The sequence below is a fragment of the Pantoea sp. ABR1s genome (assembly GCF_057812235.1).
Window position 1 is genome coordinate 949,307 of sequence record NZ_CM173823.1, and the last position, 19,141, is coordinate 968,447.

19 protein-coding genes are annotated in these 19,141 nt (G+C 57.3%); 4 read left to right on the top strand and 15 right to left on the bottom strand.

The window, feature by feature from the left end:
* Positions 1 to 158: 158 nt before the first annotated feature.
* The 9 genes from ACXKZD_RS04500 to ACXKZD_RS04540 all read right to left on the bottom strand — a co-directional run bounded on the left by ACXKZD_RS04500 (position 159) and on the right by ACXKZD_RS04540 (position 9,762).
* On the bottom strand, positions 159 to 1,346 hold the full coding sequence (locus tag ACXKZD_RS04500; protein WP_045139739.1) for an MFS transporter: 1,188 nt from the start codon (positions 1,344 to 1,346) through the stop codon (positions 159 to 161).
* Between the two features lie 212 nt (positions 1,347 to 1,558).
* Positions 1,559 to 2,557, bottom strand: a complete 999-nt coding sequence (gene proX, locus ACXKZD_RS04505) for a glycine betaine/L-proline ABC transporter substrate-binding protein ProX (protein WP_010257785.1) — start codon at positions 2,555 to 2,557, stop codon at positions 1,559 to 1,561.
* 61 nt (positions 2,558 to 2,618) lie between these two features.
* Positions 2,619 to 3,710 carry a glycine betaine/L-proline ABC transporter permease ProW gene (gene proW / locus ACXKZD_RS04510; RefSeq protein ID WP_010257782.1) on the bottom strand — a complete coding sequence of 364 codons (1,092 nt, stop codon included), beginning with the start codon at positions 3,708 to 3,710 and terminating at the stop codon, positions 2,619 to 2,621.
* Complete coding sequence (gene proV / locus ACXKZD_RS04515) at positions 3,707 to 4,903, bottom strand: glycine betaine/L-proline ABC transporter ATP-binding protein ProV (protein ID WP_010672155.1); 1,197 nt, start codon at positions 4,901 to 4,903, stop codon at positions 3,707 to 3,709. The genes proW and proV overlap by 4 nt, the downstream gene beginning before the upstream one ends.
* Before the next feature lie 501 nt (positions 4,904 to 5,404).
* Positions 5,405 to 6,364 carry a class 1b ribonucleoside-diphosphate reductase subunit beta gene (gene nrdF, locus ACXKZD_RS04520; protein ID WP_010257777.1) on the bottom strand — a complete coding sequence of 320 codons (960 nt, stop codon included), beginning with the start codon at positions 6,362 to 6,364 and terminating at the stop codon, positions 5,405 to 5,407.
* 8 nt (positions 6,365 to 6,372) lie between these two features.
* Positions 6,373 to 8,511, bottom strand: coding sequence for a class 1b ribonucleoside-diphosphate reductase subunit alpha (gene nrdE, locus ACXKZD_RS04525; RefSeq protein WP_488981890.1), 2,139 nt, complete (start codon positions 8,509 to 8,511; stop codon positions 6,373 to 6,375).
* Positions 8,481 to 8,894 carry a class Ib ribonucleoside-diphosphate reductase assembly flavoprotein NrdI gene (gene nrdI / locus ACXKZD_RS04530; protein ID WP_010257771.1) on the bottom strand — a complete coding sequence of 138 codons (414 nt, stop codon included), beginning with the start codon at positions 8,892 to 8,894 and terminating at the stop codon, positions 8,481 to 8,483. Before nrdI ends, nrdE begins: the two co-directional genes overlap by 31 nt.
* 4 nt (positions 8,895 to 8,898) lie before the next feature.
* On the bottom strand, positions 8,899 to 9,141 hold the full coding sequence (nrdH, locus tag ACXKZD_RS04535; RefSeq protein WP_010257769.1) for a glutaredoxin-like protein NrdH: 243 nt from the start codon (positions 9,139 to 9,141) through the stop codon (positions 8,899 to 8,901).
* A 303-nt stretch (positions 9,142 to 9,444) separates the two neighbouring features.
* Positions 9,445 to 9,762, bottom strand: a complete 318-nt coding sequence (locus ACXKZD_RS04540; RefSeq protein WP_010257764.1) for a DUF883 family protein — start codon at positions 9,760 to 9,762, stop codon at positions 9,445 to 9,447.
* A 153-nt stretch (positions 9,763 to 9,915) separates the two neighbouring features.
* Here ACXKZD_RS04540 and ACXKZD_RS04545 point away from each other — a divergent pair, with 153 nt between their 5' ends.
* From ACXKZD_RS04545 to ACXKZD_RS04560, 4 genes are all read left to right on the top strand, one after another.
* Positions 9,916 to 10,251: a DUF2002 family protein gene (locus ACXKZD_RS04545; protein WP_003850360.1), complete on the top strand. Its 336-nt coding sequence runs from the start codon at positions 9,916 to 9,918 to the stop codon at positions 10,249 to 10,251.
* Between the two features lie 135 nt (positions 10,252 to 10,386).
* The gene (gene mmuP, locus ACXKZD_RS04550) at positions 10,387 to 11,796 is read left to right on the top strand and encodes an S-methylmethionine permease (protein ID WP_033758676.1); all 1,410 of its coding nucleotides are present in this window, start codon (positions 10,387 to 10,389) and stop codon (positions 11,794 to 11,796) included.
* On the top strand, positions 11,786 to 12,721 hold the full coding sequence (gene mmuM / locus ACXKZD_RS04555) for a homocysteine S-methyltransferase (RefSeq protein WP_340278709.1): 936 nt from the start codon (positions 11,786 to 11,788) through the stop codon (positions 12,719 to 12,721). Before mmuP ends, mmuM begins: the two co-directional genes overlap by 11 nt.
* Before the next feature lie 85 nt (positions 12,722 to 12,806).
* On the top strand, positions 12,807 to 13,226 hold the full coding sequence (locus ACXKZD_RS04560) for a hypothetical protein (protein ID WP_010257757.1): 420 nt from the start codon (positions 12,807 to 12,809) through the stop codon (positions 13,224 to 13,226).
* Here the strand turns inward: ACXKZD_RS04560 and speG are convergent, their stop codons facing one another.
* The 6 genes from speG to ACXKZD_RS04590 form a co-directional block, all read right to left on the bottom strand.
* Positions 13,227 to 13,772 (bottom strand): spermidine N1-acetyltransferase, encoded by a 546-nt coding sequence (gene speG, locus ACXKZD_RS04565; protein ID WP_003850356.1) that lies wholly within the window; start codon positions 13,770 to 13,772, stop codon positions 13,227 to 13,229. It lies immediately after the preceding gene.
* 262 nt (positions 13,773 to 14,034) lie between these two features.
* On the bottom strand, positions 14,035 to 14,712 hold the full coding sequence (locus ACXKZD_RS04570; protein ID WP_033758674.1) for an ABC transporter ATP-binding protein: 678 nt from the start codon (positions 14,710 to 14,712) through the stop codon (positions 14,035 to 14,037).
* Positions 14,705 to 15,535 carry an ABC transporter ATP-binding protein gene (locus ACXKZD_RS04575; RefSeq protein WP_192033378.1) on the bottom strand — a complete coding sequence of 277 codons (831 nt, stop codon included), beginning with the start codon at positions 15,533 to 15,535 and terminating at the stop codon, positions 14,705 to 14,707. Before ACXKZD_RS04575 ends, ACXKZD_RS04570 begins: the two co-directional genes overlap by 8 nt.
* Complete coding sequence (locus tag ACXKZD_RS04580) at positions 15,525 to 16,382, bottom strand: ABC transporter permease (RefSeq protein ID WP_010257750.1); 858 nt, start codon at positions 16,380 to 16,382, stop codon at positions 15,525 to 15,527. The genes ACXKZD_RS04575 and ACXKZD_RS04580 overlap by 11 nt, the downstream gene beginning before the upstream one ends.
* Positions 16,379 to 17,431, bottom strand: coding sequence for an ABC transporter permease (locus ACXKZD_RS04585; protein ID WP_010257745.1), 1,053 nt, complete (start codon positions 17,429 to 17,431; stop codon positions 16,379 to 16,381). The genes ACXKZD_RS04580 and ACXKZD_RS04585 overlap by 4 nt, the downstream gene beginning before the upstream one ends.
* Positions 17,431 to 18,999, bottom strand: coding sequence for an ABC transporter substrate-binding protein (locus tag ACXKZD_RS04590; protein ID WP_010257743.1), 1,569 nt, complete (start codon positions 18,997 to 18,999; stop codon positions 17,431 to 17,433). Before ACXKZD_RS04590 ends, ACXKZD_RS04585 begins: the two co-directional genes overlap by 1 nt.
* Between the last annotated feature and the right edge of the window lie 142 nt (positions 19,000 to 19,141).

Below are 19,141 nucleotides of genomic sequence, written 5' to 3' on the forward strand. Positions count from 1 at the left end.
CCGTACGTCCGGCGGCAGCCGCTGTGCCGGAACGTGATCAAAAAGGGGGCAAATTTAATAATATCGCGGGGAAAAATAACTGAAGTGAATAGGTTTGCTACTAACCATAACAAACCTAACCATTTGTGACCAGACGCAATGCGCTGTCCGGCCAGGCTTCAGTTGATTTTTTCCGGCTCAAAGCGCGATCCGGCTGCCCAAATCAGCAGATTAACCACAGTCAGCAGCGCGCCAGCGCCACAGACGCCATACCAGCCCCAAAGATGGTAAGCGGTCGCGGAGAGCAGTGAGCCGGCCGCGCCACCCATAAAGTAGCTGGTCATGTAACCGGCATTAAGACGGTTCCGCGCCTCCGGCATCTGCGCGTAGATCACGCTTTGATTGGTGATATGGACGGCCTGTACCGCCAGATCCAGCAGCAGGATGCCGACGATCAGCGGCGCAAGCTGCTCCGCGCCCCACGCAATGGCGGCCCACGACAGCAGCATAAGCAGCAGGCCCAGTCGGGTGGTCAGCTTCGCTTTACCCTTGTCAGCCAGCGCGCCCGCCTGACGTGCGGCCAGCGCACCCGCGGCACCGACCAGCCCCAGCAAGCCAATCTCGCCCTCTGAGAAATGATAAGGCGCCCCGGCGAGCAGAAAGGCCATTGAGGTCCACAGCAGGCTGAAATTGGCAAAGGAGAGGCAGCCGGTCCAGGCGCGGGTGCGGAGCACCCGATTACCGGCATACAGGCGAAAGATGGAGGCCAGCAGTTGCGGATAGCTCATGGGCACAGACTGTTTCACGCGCGGCAGCGATCGCCACAGCGCCAGGGCCATCACCACCATCAGCAGGCTGGCAGTCCAGTAAACGGTACGCCAGCCGCCAAGCTGCGCCAGGCCGCCTGCCACGGTGCGCGCCAGCAGAATCCCCAGCAGCAAACCGCTCATTACCGTCCCCACTATTTTGCCGCGCCGCTCCGGCTCTGCCAGCGTGGCGGCCAGCGGCACCAGGATTTGTGCGGCGACCGAGAACAGGCCGGTCATCACCGTGCCCAGCAGTAAAAAGAGAAAGGAGTGCGAAAGGGCGATAATCACCATGCCCGCAGCAGCCAGCAGGATCATCGTAACAATCAGGCTGCGTCGTTCAAACCGATCGCCAAGCGGCACCAGCAGCAGCAGACCGCAGGCGTAGCCCAGCTGCGCCGTGGTGACAATAAATCCGGCGAGGCTGACAGAGAGATCAAACTGTTGGGCGATGGTATTCAGTAGTGGCTGAACGTAGTAATTACTGGCTACGCAGAGGCCGGTTGCTACTGACATCAGTATTACTAAAGCAGGCGTCAGACCCTGGCGAGTCGCATTCATAAACAGCATCGGTCGCTAATAATCATTTGAGGTTAATAGTAACTCAAAAAACTATTTCACACGCATGTTTATTAACAGGCCATACCAGTCGGGAAAGCAGGCATAAAAAAAGGGCAGAAAAATTTCTGCCCTCAGATAACTGCCCGCCTAAAAGCGTATGCTCACTGAGCCAGCACTTTTATCAACCACCGTGGGGCGGAAATGTTTTCAGGTTATTGCGCGGCGGCCTGCGCCTCGCTGATCCATTTATCGAACTCAGCCTGATGCGCCTTAATCCAGCCATCCACATGACGGTTAATCGCCTCTTCTGAGTTTTGTCCGGCATGCATTGCTGAGTTTTCAGCATTGATATCGGTAATGGGCAGCTTCATGACCGCAAACAGACGGGCAGCCGCCGGGTTTTTCGCCGCCCAGGCTTTGTTGGCGACGATGTGCATGGTGTTAACCGGGAAACCGTAGTTCGCGCCGTTTGGCAGCTTAGTATCCACATCCTTCTGTTCGCCAGGCAGCGAAGAGAACGGCACCTGCAGCCAGACCACATCGCGGCCCGGCTTCAGCACATCGCTCAGCCAGTAGGGCGTCCAGGTGTAATAAAGGATCGGTTTACCCTGTTTGTAGCGTGCCAGCGTATCCGCCACCATCGCCGAATAGTTACCCATATTGGCGGTTACGGTATCACTAAGACCGAAGGCGCTGTTCTGATGATTAATCACCGCTTCACAGCCCCAGCCTGGCGTACAGCCGGTCATATCCGCTTTGCCATCGCCGTTGGCGTCAAACAGGCTGGCGATCTTAGGATCTTTCAGCTGTTCGATATTGGTGATGTGATATTTCTCGGCGGTCTTCTTATCAATCAGATAACCCTGGGCGGCACCGGTAACGTAGGTTCCCTGACGATAGAGCTTCTGATCGCCACCGGCGGCTTTGTACATGTCGTCATGCAGCGGCTGCCAGTTCACCGCGGTAAAGGTGGCGTCGCCAGCGGCGATAGAGGTGTAGCCAACGTTGTAATCCACTTCACTCGGCTTGCTGACCTGATAGCCGAGTTTTTCCAGCGCGCGGCTGACAATCAGGGTCTGAAAAGTCTCTTCAGCGATAGTGCTCTGTATGGGTTGTACCGTAATACCTTTGCCCGGCAGATCGGCAGCGGAGACGTGTGAAACGGCCAGCGTGGTTACCACGGCGGCGAGCAGAGAGGCTCTGTTGCGCATAGTCATTCCTTATTTCAGATGTCGCGTCAGGATGAGCGGCGCGCAGGCGCCGCCCGACAGATTATTTTTTACGCGAAGGAGAGAAGATCAGGCCCAGCGGGCCGGTGTGATACCAGTGACGATTACCGCGGCTGCGGCTATCGCGACCAAAAGATTGGGTCAGACGGTCAAGGATAATGGCAAGGATAACAATCCCCACACCACCCACCGTAGCCAGCCCCATATCGAGACGGCCAATACCGCGCAGGACCATCTGACCGAGTCCGCCCACGGCGATCATCGAGGCGATCACCACCATCGACAGCGCCAGCATCAGGGTCTGATTAACGCCCGCCATAATGGTGGGCATCGCCAGCGGCAACTGCACTTTGAATAGCAGCTGACGCGGACTGGCACCAAAGGATTCGCTCGCTTCGATCAGATCGGCGGGCACCTGCTTAATGCCGAGAATAGTCAGACGCACAATCGGTGGCAGGGCGAAGATAATCGTGACCACCACGCCTGGCACGTTGCCGATACCAAACAGCATTACAATCGGCACCAGATAGACAAAGGCGGGTGTTGTCTGCATCGCATCCAGCAAGGGGCGTACGATACGCGCTGCCCGTTCACTGCGGGCCAGCCAGATCCCCAGCGGCAGGCCGATGAGAATGCAGAACATCAGCGCGGTAAGCACCAGCGCCAGCGTGACCATCGCCTGCGACCAGGCGCCAATTGCGCCAATCAAGATCAGCGATACCAGCGTGGCGATGCCCATGGCGGGCGTCGCGATCTGCCAGGCGATCAGCGCAAACACCAGAATCGCTACCGGCGCGGGCATTCCCAGCAACAGCTGCTGAAAGGCGCTGAGAATATAGTCAACCGGTACCCGGATACCCTGAAACAGCGGGCGGAAATGGTTGACCACCCAGTCGATGCCGGTAGTCACCCAGTGATCAAGCGGGATCCAGGTTTTGTGGAATGGATCCATGATATTGAAATGTTCCGGCGCGGGCGCGGGGGCGCTGTTGAGCCAGTCACTGCTGCTGGCTGCATCGGGTGTCGCGCTGCCATCGGGCGTGCCCCAGGCATCGGCACCGCCGCTGCTGGTGGGCGCAGCCTGACTGCTGGCGGCGGTGCCGCTATCCCACGGATTGGTGGTTTCCTGACTCATGGCTGGGCTCCTTCACGATCTAACGCGCGCAATAGCGTGCTTTTGGAAATGATACCGACATACTGATTCTCCTCACCGACCACTGGCACCGCACAGGGCGCCTGAGCGACGTGCGAGAGCAGATCGCTCAGTGAGGTATCGGCGGGCACCGCGGCTGGCGAGTCGAGGAGGGCGCTATCGAGTCCCAGACCTGCTGCCAGCGCGGCTTTCAGCGAGTCGGTGGAGACCACGCCAAGAAACTTCTGTTTCTCCAGCACGTAGCCGTAGTCGCGGTCTTCATCCTGCAGCAGCTTAATGGCGGAGCGCGGGCCGAAACCTGGCGCTTTGCGGATCAACGCTCCCGCGCTACGGCGGGCGATATCTTTGGCGCTGAATACATGGCTGATATCGACGCCACGGAAAAAGGTGCGGACATAGTCATTGGCTGGGTTATTCAGGATTTCATCCGGCGTACCAACCTGTATCACTTCGCCGCCCTGCATAATGGCAATACGGTCGCCAATACGCATCGCTTCATCAAGATCGTGGGAAATAAAGACGATGGTGCGCTGATGCCTGGCTTGTAAATTAACCAGCTCATCCTGCATTTCAGTACGAATCAACGGATCCAGAGCGGAGAAGGCCTCATCCATTAATAAGATGTCGGGATTGATGGCCAGTGCGCGGGCTAATCCGACGCGCTGTCGCATCCCTCCGGAAAGTTCATCCGGGTAAGCGTGCGCATAATTCTCCAGCCCGACCTGACGTAACGCTTCCAGTGCTTTTTCCTGGCGTTCAGCCAGTGCGACTCCCGCTAATTCCATACCAAATGCCGTATTATTTAATACATTCATGTGCGGCATCAAAGCAAATGACTGGAATACCATGCTGATTTTATTTCTGCGCACGTCGCGCAGTTCGCTGGCTGATATTTTGGCAATATCGACACCGTCAATAATCACCTGGCCGCGCGTCGGCTCTATCAGACGATTGAGAAGGCGAACCATGGTCGATTTTCCTGAACCGGATAACCCCATGATGACGAATATCTCGCCTTCTTCAATGGCCAGACTGGCGTTCTTTACGCCAAGGGAGAGCCCGGTCTTCTCAAGAATGACATCTTTGGTCGCACCCTTTTCAATATATTTAAACGCGCGATCCGGATTGTCGCCAAATATTTTATAGAGATTTTTTACTTCGAGCTTAATAGCCATGCAGTCATTAAATCCTGGTTGAAATATCTAATATTATCCTGTCGTTCCCGCTGAAATTTAAGCAGGCCATACCGTAGCACACTGACGTTATCTGACAACCCTGAAGTGGAATATTGACCGGCCGCGGGACATTCAGATGCCGATTATCTTCAGTGCTCACAAGGGATAAGCGTGGATTAATTTTTTGTGAAATCATTGGCGGGTTTTTGGCATTTCAGCCGATTTGCCGCGTGAAAGGGAGAAAAACAAGCGTCACCAGGGTGAAATATTACGGAAATAATGGATTCCGATGCAGGGAAATAATCACGCCTGAAACGATCGGATTCAGTGGAATAATTGGTCGAAAAAAAAGGAAATGCGGGGAGGGGCAGAATCAACAAACGGTGAAATAGTCAGGCTGTTTTGCAGTAATATTTTTTTCTTATGATTAGACGGAATGGCGCGGCTGACACGGCACTGCCAGAGAAAACCGGATGCTGACAAAACAGCACCCGGTAACCCTCAGAAATTCCAGTCCTCGTCTTCGGTTTCGACCGCTTTTCCCATCACATAGGAGGAGCCTGAACCGGAGAAGAAGTCGTGGTTTTCGTCGGCGTTGGGCGACAGAGCCGACAGAATGGCCGGATTCACCGCTGTCAGCTCCGCCGGGAACAGCGCCTCATAGCCCAGATTCATCAACGCTTTGTTGGCGTTGTAGTGCAGGAAGGTTTTCACCTCCTCTACCCAGCCGACATCGGCATAGAGCGCCTCGGTATAAGCCACTTCGTTCTCATACAGCGCCAGCAGCAGATCATAGGCGAACTGCTGCAGCTCTTCGCGGCGCAGATCGTCAGCGGCAGCTAGCGCCTGCTGATATTTGTAACCGATGTAGTAACCGTGAACCGCTTCATCGCGAATAATCAGGCGAATCAGGTCAGCGGTGTTGGTCAGCTTGCCACGGCTCGACCAGTACATCGGCAGCCAGAAGCCGGAATAGAACAAAAACGACTCCAGGAAGACGCTGGCGATCTTCTTCTTCAACGGATCATCGGCCTGGTAGTGTTCCAGGATGATGCGCGCCTTGTTCTGCAGCGGCGCATTCTCTTCGCTCCACTGATAAGCGGCATCCACATCCTGGGTGTTACACAGGGTTGAAAAGATCGAACTGTAGGAGCGGGCATGCACCGCTTCCATAAAGCTGATATTCGACAGCACCGCCTCTTCGTGCGGGGTAATGGCATCTTCCATCAGCCCCGGCGCGCCGATCACGTTCTGGATAGTGTCGAGCAGCGTCAGGCCGGTGAATACCCGGATGGTCAGCTGCTGCTGTTGTTTATCCAGCGTCTGCCAGCCGGGCAGATCGTTGGAGAGCGGCACTTTCTCCGGCAGCCAGAAGTTGCTGGTGAGACGATTCCACACTTCAAGATCTTTGTCATCCTGAATGCGGTTCCAGTTAATTGCCTGAATCTGTTTTAGTTTCATCGTTTTCATCACAGGGAGCATGAGACGCAGCCCTGAACCTCCGTGCCCTGAAGCGCCATCTGGCGCAGTCGAATGTAATAGAGCGTTTTGATGCCTTTTTTCCACGCGTAAATCTGCGCTTTGTTGATGTCACGGGTCGAGACGTCATCGCGGAAGAACAGCGTCAGCGACAGGCCCTGATCGACATGCTGAGTCGCTTCTGCGTAGGTATCAATAATCGCTTCCGGCCCAATCTGATACGCATCCTGATAGAGATGGAGATTCTCATTGGTCATAAACGGCGCGGGATAGTAGACGCGGCCGGTTTTGCCCTCTTTGCGGATCTCGATAGGGGAGACAATCGGATGGATGCTGGAGGTGGCATGGTTAATGTAGGAGATTGAACCGGTTGGCGGGATCGCCTGCAGGTTCTGATTAAACAGCCCGTGCTGCATCACCGCGTCGCGCAGCGCCTGCCAGTCCGCCTGTGTCGGCAGGGCCAGTCCGGCATCGGCAAACAGCGTCGCTACCCGTTCCGTGCGCGGCAGCCATTCGCGCTGCAGATACTTATCGAAGTAGGCGCCGCTGGCGTACTGCGAATCCGCAAAGCCATCGAAGGTCTGCTGACGCTCCTTTGCCAGCTGATTAGAGGTGCGCAGCGCATAATAGGTGATGCAGTAGAAGTAGAGATTAGTGAAATCCAGCGCTTCCGGTGAACCGTAGGCGATGCCTTCCCGCGCCAGATAGCCGTGCAGGTTCATCTGACCCAGACCAATGGCGTGCGAACGGCGATTGCCTTCGGCGACCGAGGGCACCGAGCCAATTTCGCTCATCATCGACACCGAGGTCAGGGCGCGGATCGCCACATCCACGGTACGCGCCAGATCGCGTGAATCCATGGCGTGCGCAATGTTCAGTGAGCCGAGATTACAGGAGATATCTTTGCCGATCCGGCGATAGCTGAGATCGTCATTGTACTCGCTGGCGCTGTTCACCTGCAGGATCTCAGAGCAGAGGTTGCTCATGTTAATGCGACCGGCAATCGGGTTACTGCGGTTCACGCTGTCCTCATACATGATGTAGGGATAGCCCGACTCAAACTGAATCTCGGCCAGCGTCTGGAAGAAGTCGCGTGGCTGAATATAGGTTTTACGGATGCGGTCGTCGGCCAGCATCTCATCATACTTCTCGCTGATGCTGATATCGCCAAAGGCCTGGCCGTAGATCCGTTCAACGTCGTAGGGCGAGAACAGCGCCATCGGTTTGTTCTCTTTTGCCAGCTGGAAAGTGATATCGGGGATCACCACGCCCAGCGACAGGGTTTTGATGCGGATCTTCTCATCGGCGTTTTCGCGCTTGGTATCAAGGAAGCGGAAAATATCGGGATGGTGCGCATTGAGCCACACCGCGCCAGCGCCCTGACGCGCGCCGAGCTGATTCGCATAAGAGAAGGCGTCCTCCAGCATTTTCATCACCGGGATAACGCCCGACGACTGATTTTCAATACGTTTGATTGGCGCACCGGACTCACGCAGGTTCGACAGCAAAAAGGCGACGCCGCCGCCGCGCTTTGAGAGCTGCAGTGCCGAATTCACGGCGCGACCAATCGACTCCATATTGTCTTCGATGCGCAGCAGAAAGCAGGAGACCAGCTCACCGCGTTGCTGTTTGCCGCAGTTCAGGAAGGTTGGTGTAGCGGGCTGGAAATGGCCGCTGAGGATCTCCTCCAGCAGGGCCCGCGCAAGCTTTTCATCGCCCTGAGCCAGCGTCAGCGCCACCATGCAGGCGCGCTGTTCGAAGGTTTCCAGATAGCGTTTTCCGTCGAAGGTCTTCAGGGTGTAGCTGGTGTAGTACTTCCAGGCACCGAGAAAGGTTTTGAACTCAAATCCCCAATTTTCCGCCACCTCATGCAGCGCAAGCAGGAACGCAAAATCGTACTGGTTCAGCACTTCCGCTTCGTAATAGCTCTCTGCCACCAGATAGCGTAAACGCTCAGCGCAGCTATTGAAGGGGACGGTATTGGGCTGCACATGCTGCAGATAAAACTGACGTGTCGCTTCGCGATCCTTGTCGAACTGGATGCGGCCCTCGGCGTCGTAGAGATTGAGCATGGCATTAAGGGCGTGATAATCGAGCGTCACGCCGTTGAGGGTGTCTGTTGTTGCCAAAATTGGGTTACTCCCGCTTTAACTTTCGCGATATCGTCAGGCGTTCCCATCAGCTCGAAGCGGTAGAGGCAGGGAACCTGACATTTATTTGCAATGATGCTGCCCGCCAGGCAGTAACCGGCACCGAAGTTACGGTTGCCCGCTGCGATCACGCCACGAATACCGCGTCGGTTCGCCTCATCATTAAGAAACTGAATCACCTGACCGGGCACCGCACCACGACTGCTGCCACCGCCATAGCTGGGCACCACCAGAATATAGGGCTGGTCGATATGCAGTTGTTGCCGGGCATCAAGCGGGATGCGCCGGGCGGGCAGGCCGAGGCGCGTCACAAACCGGTGGGTGTTTTCCGACTGGCTGGAAAAATAGACCAGCGGGAACATGTGTTTATCCTCCGACAGCAGAAAGCGTGCGCAGCGTGGCGATTTTGTCCGGGCGGAAACCGCTCCAGTGATCGTTATCTGCCATCACGACCGGTACCTGGCGGTAACCCAGTGATTTCAGGTTGTCGATCGCCTCGGGCTGGCTGTCGAGATTGATAAGCTGATAGGCGAGACCCTGACGGTCCATCGCATTTTTGGTTGCCGTGCACTGGACACAGTTATCTTTAGTGTAAATAATAATGCGCATGATTCGTATTTCCTTCTATATGCGGTTCTGATGTCAGGAAACAGAGCTGGAGGAGCAGGTTGCGGGCCTCATTCTGCCGGACATCTGGTGTCGTGCTGATGAGATAAATACTAGATGTAGTGGTTTTGTGGGTCAAGCCCACCAGATATAGGGTTTTATGATTTGCATTTGCGCAACAGCGGCAAAGCCAGCAGGGATGCGCCCTGCAGCCTGGAAAAATCTTTTGTAAATGTCACCAGCCAGAAAAAGGGCATAAAAAAGCCCCGCACAGGGCAGGGCTCAGGAGATTTTTTAGAGTTGAGCTTAGCGGCGTGAAGCCAGCAGCACACCCACTACGATACCGAAAGCGGCACCGATACCAACACCGTGCCATGGCTTGTCATGGACATAGGTGTCAACCTGCGCACTGGCATCACGCGCAACCTGTGAAACACGGTTGCTGCCGCCATTCAGTCTGGAGCGGGTCTGTTTCAGCAGCTTTTCTGCCTGACTACGTGCAGAATCCACTTCGTCTTTGGCGTCACTGCCGTAAGATTTCAGCAGCGCTTCCAGTGAATCGGCCAGTTCGTTAACATCCTGATTAATATCAATGTCATCGTTTTTTACAGTGCGATTAAACATTTTTTAGCTCCCTTTGATTTAAAAACGTAATACTAGTGTAGACGACCTTGAGATAAACGAGACGCGGGAGTGTTCTTTAGGGAAAATTCCGAATGCCCACTCTGTCATGCTGTTGTAAGGTTGCGAAGCTTTTGAAAGAGGAGAGGATCGAGCATGTATTTACGACCAGATGAGGTAGCGCGCGTACTGGAAAAAGCGGGTTTCGAAGTCGATGAAATTACCCCACGGGCCTATGGTTATCGCCGTGGAGAGAACTATGTTTATGTAAATCGCGAAGCGCGCATGGGGCGCATGGCACTCGTCATTCACCCGACACTGAAAGAGAAGAGCCAGCCGTTCGCTGAACCTGCTTCAGAAATGAAGACCTGCGATCACTACACCCAATTCCCTCTCTACCTGGCGGGTGATTCACAGGAACACTACGGCATCCCGCACGGATTTAGTTCCCGCATGGCGCTGGAACGTTATATTCAAAGCGTTTTCGGCTAACGCATCAGGCCCCGCCGCGACGGGGCACTGAACCGCCTTTACCTCCTCCCTGTTTCCCTGCCGTTGCAATTACCGGCTGTGACGCGTATAAAACTGTTCCTTATAGATGTTTAGACGTCCATACGGATAAAAGTGATGAGCGAACAGCCAACTCCCTCGCAGGAACAATTTAAACGCACCATGAAAGTGCGCCATCTGGTGATGTTATCGCTGGGCGGCGTAATCGGCACCGGCCTGTTTTTTAACACCGGCTATATCATTTCCACCACCGGGGCGGCGGGGACGCTGCTCGCCTATCTGATTGGCGCGCTGGTGGTCTGGCTGGTGATGGTCTGTCTGGGCGAGCTCTCGGTGGCGATGCCGGAAACCGGCGCGTTCCACGTCTATGCCGCACGCTATCTCAGCCCGGCAACCGGCTACACCGTGGCCTGGCTCTACTGGCTCACCTGGACCGTCGCCCTCGGCTCCAGCCTGACGGCGGCGGGCTTCTGTATGCAGTACTGGTTTCCGCAGATCCCGGTATGGATCTGGTGCCTGGTCTTCTGCTGCGCCATCTATCTGCTGAACGTTATATCAACCCGCTTCTTTGCCGAAGGGGAGTTCTGGTTCTCGCTGATTAAGGTGGTGACGATCGTCGCCTTTATCGTGCTCGGTGGCGCGGCGATGTTCGGCTTTATCCCGATGAAGGATGGCACGCCCGCACCGGGCCTGAGCAACCTGACGGCGCACGGCTGGCTGCCCAACGGCGTACTGCCGATTCTGATGACTATGGTGGCAGTCAACTTCGCCTTTTCCGGCACCGAGCTGATCGGTATTGCGGCCGGTGAAACCCAGCAGCCGGAGAAAGTGCTGCCGCTGGCGATCCGTACTACCGTGGCCCGGCTGATTATCTTCTTCATCGGCACGGTATTTGTGCTGGCGGCGCTGATTCCTATGGATCAGGCGGGTATCGTGAAAAGCCCGTTCGTGCTGGTCTTCGAAAAGATCGGCATCCCGTGGGCGGCTGACATTATTAACTTTGTGATCCTGACCGCTATCCTGTCTGCGGCCAACTCCGGACTCTATGCCTCCGGGCGGATGCTCTGGTCGCTGGCCAATGAAAATACGCTGCCGCGCGCCTTTGCCCGGGTGAACAAGCGCGGCGTGCCGATGCTGGCGATCACCGTCAGCATGGTGGGTGGTTTGCTGGCGCTGGTCTCCAGCGTGGTCGCGCCCGACACGGTGTTTGTGGCGCTGTCAGCTATCTCCGGCTTTGCAGTGGTGGCCGTCTGGCTCAGCATCTGCGCTTCGCATTTTGTTTTCCGTCGTCGTCATCTTCAGCAGGGCAAATCGCTGGCCGATCTGGCCTACCGTGCGCCGCTCTATCCGCTGACGCCGGTGCTGGGTTTCCTGCTCTGCCTGCTGGCCTGCGTCGGTCTGGCGTTTGATCCGACTCAGCGTATCGCGCTGTGGTGTGGCATCCCGTTTGTGCTGTTCTGCTATGCCGCTTACCATCTGACCCACAAATCATCCCCGAAGCCTGAGGAGGCCAATGATGTCGTATAACCCTGTCGCGCAGGCTTTAACGGAGTCGCCACTGCTGATTCTGGATGGTGCCCTGGCCACCGAGCTGGAAGCCCGCGGCTGTCATCTGGCCGATGCGTTATGGTCAGCTAAGGTGCTGATGGAAAATCCTGAGCTGATCTATCAGGTGCACTACGACTATTTTGTCGCCGGCGCGCGCTGTGCCATTACCGCCAGCTATCAGGCGACGCCGCAGGGCTTTGCCACACGTGGCCTTGATGAGGCGGAGTCACTGGCGTTGATCGCGCAGAGCGTCGAGCTGGCGCGACGCGCCCGTCACGATTATCTGGCGGTCCGGCCCGACGCGAAAACGCTGCTGGTAGCGGGATCGGTCGGTCCCTATGGCGCCTTCCTGGCGGATGGTTCGGAATATCGCGGCGACTATGCGTTGCCGGAAGCGGAGATGATGGCGTTTCACCGCCCACGCGTGCAGGCGCTGCTGGCGGCGGGTGCCGATCTGCTGGCCTGCGAAACCCTGCCTTCGTTTGCCGAAGCGCAGGCGCTGGTGAAGCTGCTGGCTGAATTTCCTGAAGGCCGCGCCTGGTTCTCGTTTACCCTGCGTGACGCCGGACACATCAGCGACGGCACACCGCTGCCAGACGTCGTGAGCTGGCTGAATCAGCAGCCGCAGGTGGTAGCGGTGGGGATCAACTGTGTGGCTCTTGAGAGCGTGACGCCTGCGCTGCAGCAGTTGCAGAAGCTGACCGACAAGCCGCTGGTGGTCTATCCCAACTCTGGCGAGCAGTATGATGCCAGCAGCAAAACCTGGCACTCAGCGCCATCAGGCTGCACGTTGCATGACAAACTGGCAGAGTGGCAGCAGGCGGGCGCGAAGCTGATTGGCGGCTGCTGTCGCACCTCACCCAACGACATCGCGGCTATCGCCCGCGCTTGTCAACCGCAATAAGCTGGCTGAATCGGGCGATGATAGCCCGATTGAGGTGGAGAGGGCGGTCTACACTCTGATCACTGATCACTCTGTGGACCCCTTCATGAAACAGCGAATTCTGGCCCTGGCCGCCGCGCTGCTGCTTAGCGGCTGTGCCACCATTGTCGGCAATGAAACCCAACTGGTGCGCATCGACTCCTTGCCGCAGGGCGCGCGCTTTACCGTGCAGGATGAGCGTGGCTATGCGGTTGCGCAGGGTTTCACGCCGCAGACCGTTGAACTGGAAAAATCTACCGGCCGCTACTTCGGCAAAAAGCACTATCTGCTGATGCTGGAAAGCCCTGGCTACGTGCCGGTCACGGTGCCTATCGAGGCTCGCGCTAACCTGTGGTATCTGCTGGGCAATATCCCGCTGGGTGGCTTCCCCGGCTGGCTGCTGGTCGATCCCTTTTATGGCGGCATGTACGACCTCAAGCCTGAACACCCGCGTCCCTTTATGAACCCGGTTGGCGCACGCGGCTGATTACTGCGCGGTCGGCTTCACCATTCCGCCTGGCGTTTTATGGCGTTCCAGATACTGATGCTGGAAAATGCACATGCGGATGGTGTTGCGGTACTCCCCGTTGATGAAAAACTCATGTTTAAGCACGCCTTCGATCTCGAAGCCGAGCTTGGTGTAGATGTGGATCGCTTTTTCGTTCTCCTGATCGACAATCAGGTAGAGCTTGTAGAGATTCAGTACTGAGAAGCCGTAATCCATCGCCAGCTTCGCCGCCTGGGTTGCCAGTCCTTTGCCCTGATGGGCCGGATCGATAATGATCTGAAACTCGGCGCGCCGGTGCACATGGTTGATTTCCACCAGTTCCACTAATCCCGCTTTCTGCCCGCTGTGCTCCACCACAAAGCGACGTTCTGTCTGATCGTGAATGTGCTTGTTGTAGAGATCGGACAGCTCCACAAATGCTTCATACGGCTCCTCAAACCAGTAACGCATCACGCTGGCGTTGTTATCCAGCTGATGGACAAAGTGCAGGTCTTCCCGTTCCAGCGGACGTAGTTTTACCGTCATTGCTTTTTCCTCTCATGAAATAATGGTCGCGAGTATACCGCATCAGCCAGCCGCTGCGTTTTGCGCTGTCGCATTCGCGTGCCTGCTTCAGCCTGTAAAGGTTTACAGCGTCGCGTGGCAATCAAATGACTCAGAGGAAGAGAACAGAGAGCCGTTCTGGCAATAGAGAGGATGACGCTAATGGCGGAAGAAGGGGATGTTACGGAAAGGCGCTGCGGATGCAGCAGCACCGGACGGCAGGTGAACGCCGTCCGGCCTGATTTCAGGCAGAGATCTGTTCGATGATGCGACCCTGTGACATGTGCACGGCGCGATCGCACATGTGATCGATCACATCAGGATCGTGGCTCACCAGCACCATGGTCAGACCATCCTGCTGTTTCAGATCGTTGAGCAGATTGAGGATCTCCGCCTGCACTGACATATCCAGCGCCGACGTCGGCTCATCCAGCAGCAGGATCTTCGGTTGCAGCAGCAGGGCGCGCACGATGGCGACGCGCTGACGCTGGCCGCCGGAGAGCTGATGCGGATAGCGATCCGCCAGGGCGGGATCGAGTCCGACGTGACGGAAGCCCTGATCGATACGATCGTTGATATTGTCGCGTTTCAGCAGCTTCAGCGGCTCCGCCAGCGTGCGACGCAGCCGATGACGCGGATGCAGCGAGGCATAGGGATCCTGAAACACCATCTGCACTTCCTGACGCAGCGCGCCGGTGAAGGCTTTACCCGGCTGAACTTCGTGACCGGCAAGCTGCATCTGACCCTGCCAGTGTGGGTTCAGACCTGCCAGCACCCACAGCAGCGACGACTTGCCGCAGCCTGACGGACCCACCAGACCAAAACACTCGCCAGCGTTAACCTCCAGGTTAACCTCATGCACCACGGTGCGCAGCTCGTAACCCTGTTTGTGGGCGACGCTTAGATTCTGCAGCTTAATCATCATTTGCCTCCAGCGCAGCGCGGTCCAGCACCGGTAATGTCTGTCCGTGGGTCGCTTTGCCCGGACGGCAGGCCCACAGCGTGCGGGTGTAGGGATGGGTAGCGTGCGGCAGATCGGCGGCGGGCAGCGTATCCAGCAACCGGCCTTTATACATCACCATCACCCGCTCGCAATGCTCTGAAACCTGCTGCAAATCATGGCTGATCAGCAGCAGGCCCATGTTGCGCGCCTCCACCAGACCGCGGATCAGCGCCAGCACCTGATCGCGCATGGCATGATCCAGCGCGGAGGTCGGTTCATCGGCGATCAGGAAGTCCGGATCGGTAATCAGGGCGATCGCCAGCATCACGCGCTGGCCCATGCCGCCAGAGAGCTGATGCGGATACTGCTGCATCAGACGACGCGGATCGGGCAGGCCGACCGCATCCAGCATTTCACACACTTTCTCTTTGCGCTCGGCACGGCTCAGGCGGCGATGCAGGATCAGCGGCTCTTCCACCTGCCAGCCAATGGTGCGCGTCTGGTTAAGGGCATACTTCGGGTCCTGCATCACCATCGCCACGCGGTTACCACGCAGCTGGTTCCAGTGACGCTCGCTTAGCGTCAGCGCATTTTCACCGGCCACCTGGAGCTGGCTGGCCTGCAGATGCAGCGCGGGCGAGAGTAAGCCCATCAGGCTGCGGGCGGTCAGTGACTTGCCGGAACCGGACTCACCGACCAGCGCCACGCGCTCGCGACCCACGGAAAAACTGATGTTGTCGACCAGCAGCGCATCGTCGCTGCGAATGGTCAGCCCCTCGGCATGGAGCAGATTATTTTGCATGACGGGTATCCAGTCGGTCGCGCAGGCCATCGCCTGTCAGGTTAAAGGCCAGGCTGGCAAACAGAATCGCCGCGCCCGGTGCAGCAGCAACCCACCACTGATCAAAAATGACTTTACTGCCTTCGGCCACCATCGAACCCCATTCCGCCGTCGGCGGCTGAACGCCCATACCGAGGAAACCGAGTCCGGCCGCAGCCAGGATAATCCCGCCCAGGCTCAGGGCGGCGCGGACTACCGCCGTCGGCATGCAGAGCGGCAGGATATGACCGAACATCAGGCGAAAGCCCGTAATCCCCTGCATCCGCGCGGCGGCAAGGTAGTCGCTGCGGCGCAGTGCCAGGGTTTCAGCGCGTGCCTGACGGGCAAACGGCGGCCAGCTGGTCAGTGCCAGTGCCAGCGCGCCGTTCATCAGGCCAGGGCCGAGAATCGCCACCAGCGCCAGCGCGATTACCAGGTTGGGCAGTGACAGAAAGATATCGGTAATGCGCATCAGCAGGCGTTCGGTCCAGCCGCCCACGTAACCGGCGGTGATGCCGATCAGCAGCCCGGCCGGAATGGTCAGCACAAGAATCAGCGACACCAGCAGCAGGGTCGGACGCGCGCCGTAAATCACGCGCGACAGCAGATCGCGGCCAAAGCCGTCGGTGCCGAACCAGTGCTGTGCCGACGGCGCCAGCAGACGGCTCGACATGGTCTGCACGTTCGGATCGAACGGCGCAATCAGCGGCGCCAGCAGTGCCATCAGGATAAGAATCGCCACCAGCGTCAGCCCAACGGTTAACGAGGTAACGCGTTGACGGCGACGGCGTGGTCGCAGCGTTTCGAGTTCAGAGAGTTGTTGCGTCATCGGGTTCTCGGATCGGTTAACCAGGTTAAAACATCCGCCAGGGTGTTAATCAGGATAAAGCAGCTGCCGATTAACAGGGTTGAGCCCAGAATCGCCGGCACATCGCCGGAGAACAGCGCATTGGTCATATAGCGACCCACACCTGGCCAGGCGAAGACGGTTTCAGTCAGCACCGAGCCTTCCAGCAGCGTAGCGTAGGAGAGGGCGATCACCGTGACCAGCGTGCCCAGCACGTTGGGGAAGATATGGCGCAGCAGGATGCGCACCCGACCCGCGCCTTTAGCACGCGCCAGCACCACATACTCTTTGCTGCTCTCTTCCAGCAGCGCAGCACGCAGCAGGCGGGTAATGCCCGCCATCGCCAGCAGGCCGAGGATCACCACCGGCAGCCAGAGGTGCGCAATTGCATTGCGGAACATCTCCGGTTCACCCGACAGCCAGCTGTCGATCAGCACAAAGCCGGTTTTCGGCTCCAGGGTGTAGACCCAGATATCATCCAGCCGTCCCGGTCCGGCGGACCAGTGCAGCACCGCATAAAAGAGCAGCAGGCCCAGCAGGCCGAGCCAGAACACCGGCACCGAGTAGCCCAGCAGCGAGACAAAGCGGGCGAGATTATCGATCCAGCTCCCCGGTTTCCAGGCGGCCAGCAGCGCCAGCGTCACACCGAACACCACCGCGAAGATCATCGCGCAGGTCGCCAGCTCGATGGTGGCGGGGAAGGTGGTCATCAGGTCGCCGCTCACCGACTGATTGGTGAGACGGGAGACACCCAGATCGCCCTGTGCCAGATGTTCGACGTAGCGCCAGAACTGCATCAGCACCGGCTGGTCGAGACCCAGGTCATGACGCACCTGCTCATAGGTCGCTTCACTGGCGTGATCGCCGGCGATCTGCTGCACCGGATCGATCGGCGAGAGATGCGACAGCATAAAGGTGAAGGCGAGCAGGCCAAGCAGCGTGACCAGCAGCGACAGTACGCTACCGATCAGGCGCCCGCCACGCTGCCAAAAAAGCCGGGCGAACCCGGCTGAAGGAACAGACTGTGCCATTACTTAGTGACCTGCGAGTAATACACCATGTCAGGGTTAATGCCCTGAACATAGCCTTTCAGGTTGTCGCGCAGGGCGATGAGGTTCTTCGCCTGCATCCCAATCACATACGGTGAGTTCTTCATCACTTCACGCTGCATCGCTTCATACAGCGCCACACGTTTCTTCGGATCGCTCTCGGCGGTCGCCGCAATCACCTGTTTGTTCAGCTCAGGAATGTGCCAGTCTGAACGGAAAGCGATGGTTTTGCTGCCATCTTCCGGGTTGTAAGCAAACGAGGCGGCATTGGTGTTGGGATCGAAATAGTCGGAGCCCCAGGCGTTCAGCGTCGCTTCATATTTATGCGCTTTCACGTTGGTCGATACTTCGGAGCTCAGACCCGGCACCACTTCCACTTTCACGCCCGCTTTGGCGAAGCTGCCCTGCAGCGCCTGTGCGATATCCAGATAAGGCGGCTGGTTGCTGGTGGAGAGCTTGAAGGTGACGTTGTTCAGGCCTGCTTTCTTCAGAATCGCTTTGGCTTTTTCCGGATCGTAGCTGTATGGCGTGTCGTTGATCGCGCCCAGGAAGCCCTTAGGCAGGAAGCTCTGATGCACATCGAACTGGCCTTTCAGCAGCTCACTGGCGATGCCTTTGTAATCCCACAGGTAGCGTGCCGCTTCCCAGAAGGCCGGGTTCTTCATCGTCTCGTTCGCGCCGATGTTGAACTGGATGTAGTAGAGCGACGCCATTGGAATCGCTTCCGTCTTCACGCCCGGTTTGCCGTTCAGCGCAGCAATCTGATCGGCACCCAGGTTACGGGCGATATCGGCATCACCCTGTTCCAGCAGCAGACGACGCGCAGCTGGTTCAGGCACGTTCTTGATCAGAATGTTCTTCATTTTTGGCGCGCCCGCTGGTGAAGTCGGGTTAGCGCTGAGCAGCACCACCTGATGCATCACCACTTTGCGGATCTGATACGGGCCGCTGCCCGCCGAGTGGGTGGCCAGCCAGGCGTTACCGAAATCGCCGTTCTTCTGGTTCGCCATCGCGGTTTTTTCATCAATGATCGATGAAACCGGGGCAGAGAGCAGGCTCAGGACGTAGGTCGGGCTGACGTTGGCGGTCCAGCTGATCTGCACATGATTGTCGTCGACTTTCTTCAGGAAGCCATCGACGTTATCTTTGTTCCAGCCGAGCTGCGTCAGGATGAAAGAGGGATCGAGGTTCAGTTTCACCACGCGGCCCAGCGAGAAGATCACATCTTCCGGACGCAGCGGGTTGCCGGTAGAGAATTTCGCATCTTTGCGCAGTTCAAAGGTCAGGCTGCGGTTGTCGCTGCCGGGCTGCCACGAGGTGGCCAGCGTAGGTTTCAGATCCACCGGATTCTGCGGGTCAGACTGCACCAGACGCTGATAGATGTTCGTAAAGGCCTGAACGCTGGTCAGTTCAAACCCTTTGGCCGGGTCGAAGCTGTCTGCGTCGTCAGTTGATTGTGCAATCACCAGCGTATCTTTTGGTGTTGCGGCCTGGGCTGTGAAGGCGGCAGCCAGCGTCAGCGCCAGCAGTGATGGAATTATAGTTTTCATGAAATTTCCTTGCCTCTAAAAAGTTACGCGAGTTTACGAAAGGGCCGATGCGAAGAATAGTCGAATATGGGCTAATCATATGCCAAAAGGTTATAAGCATTACCTGGAGGTTATAAGAAGATCGCCACGCTGTTACCGAAGC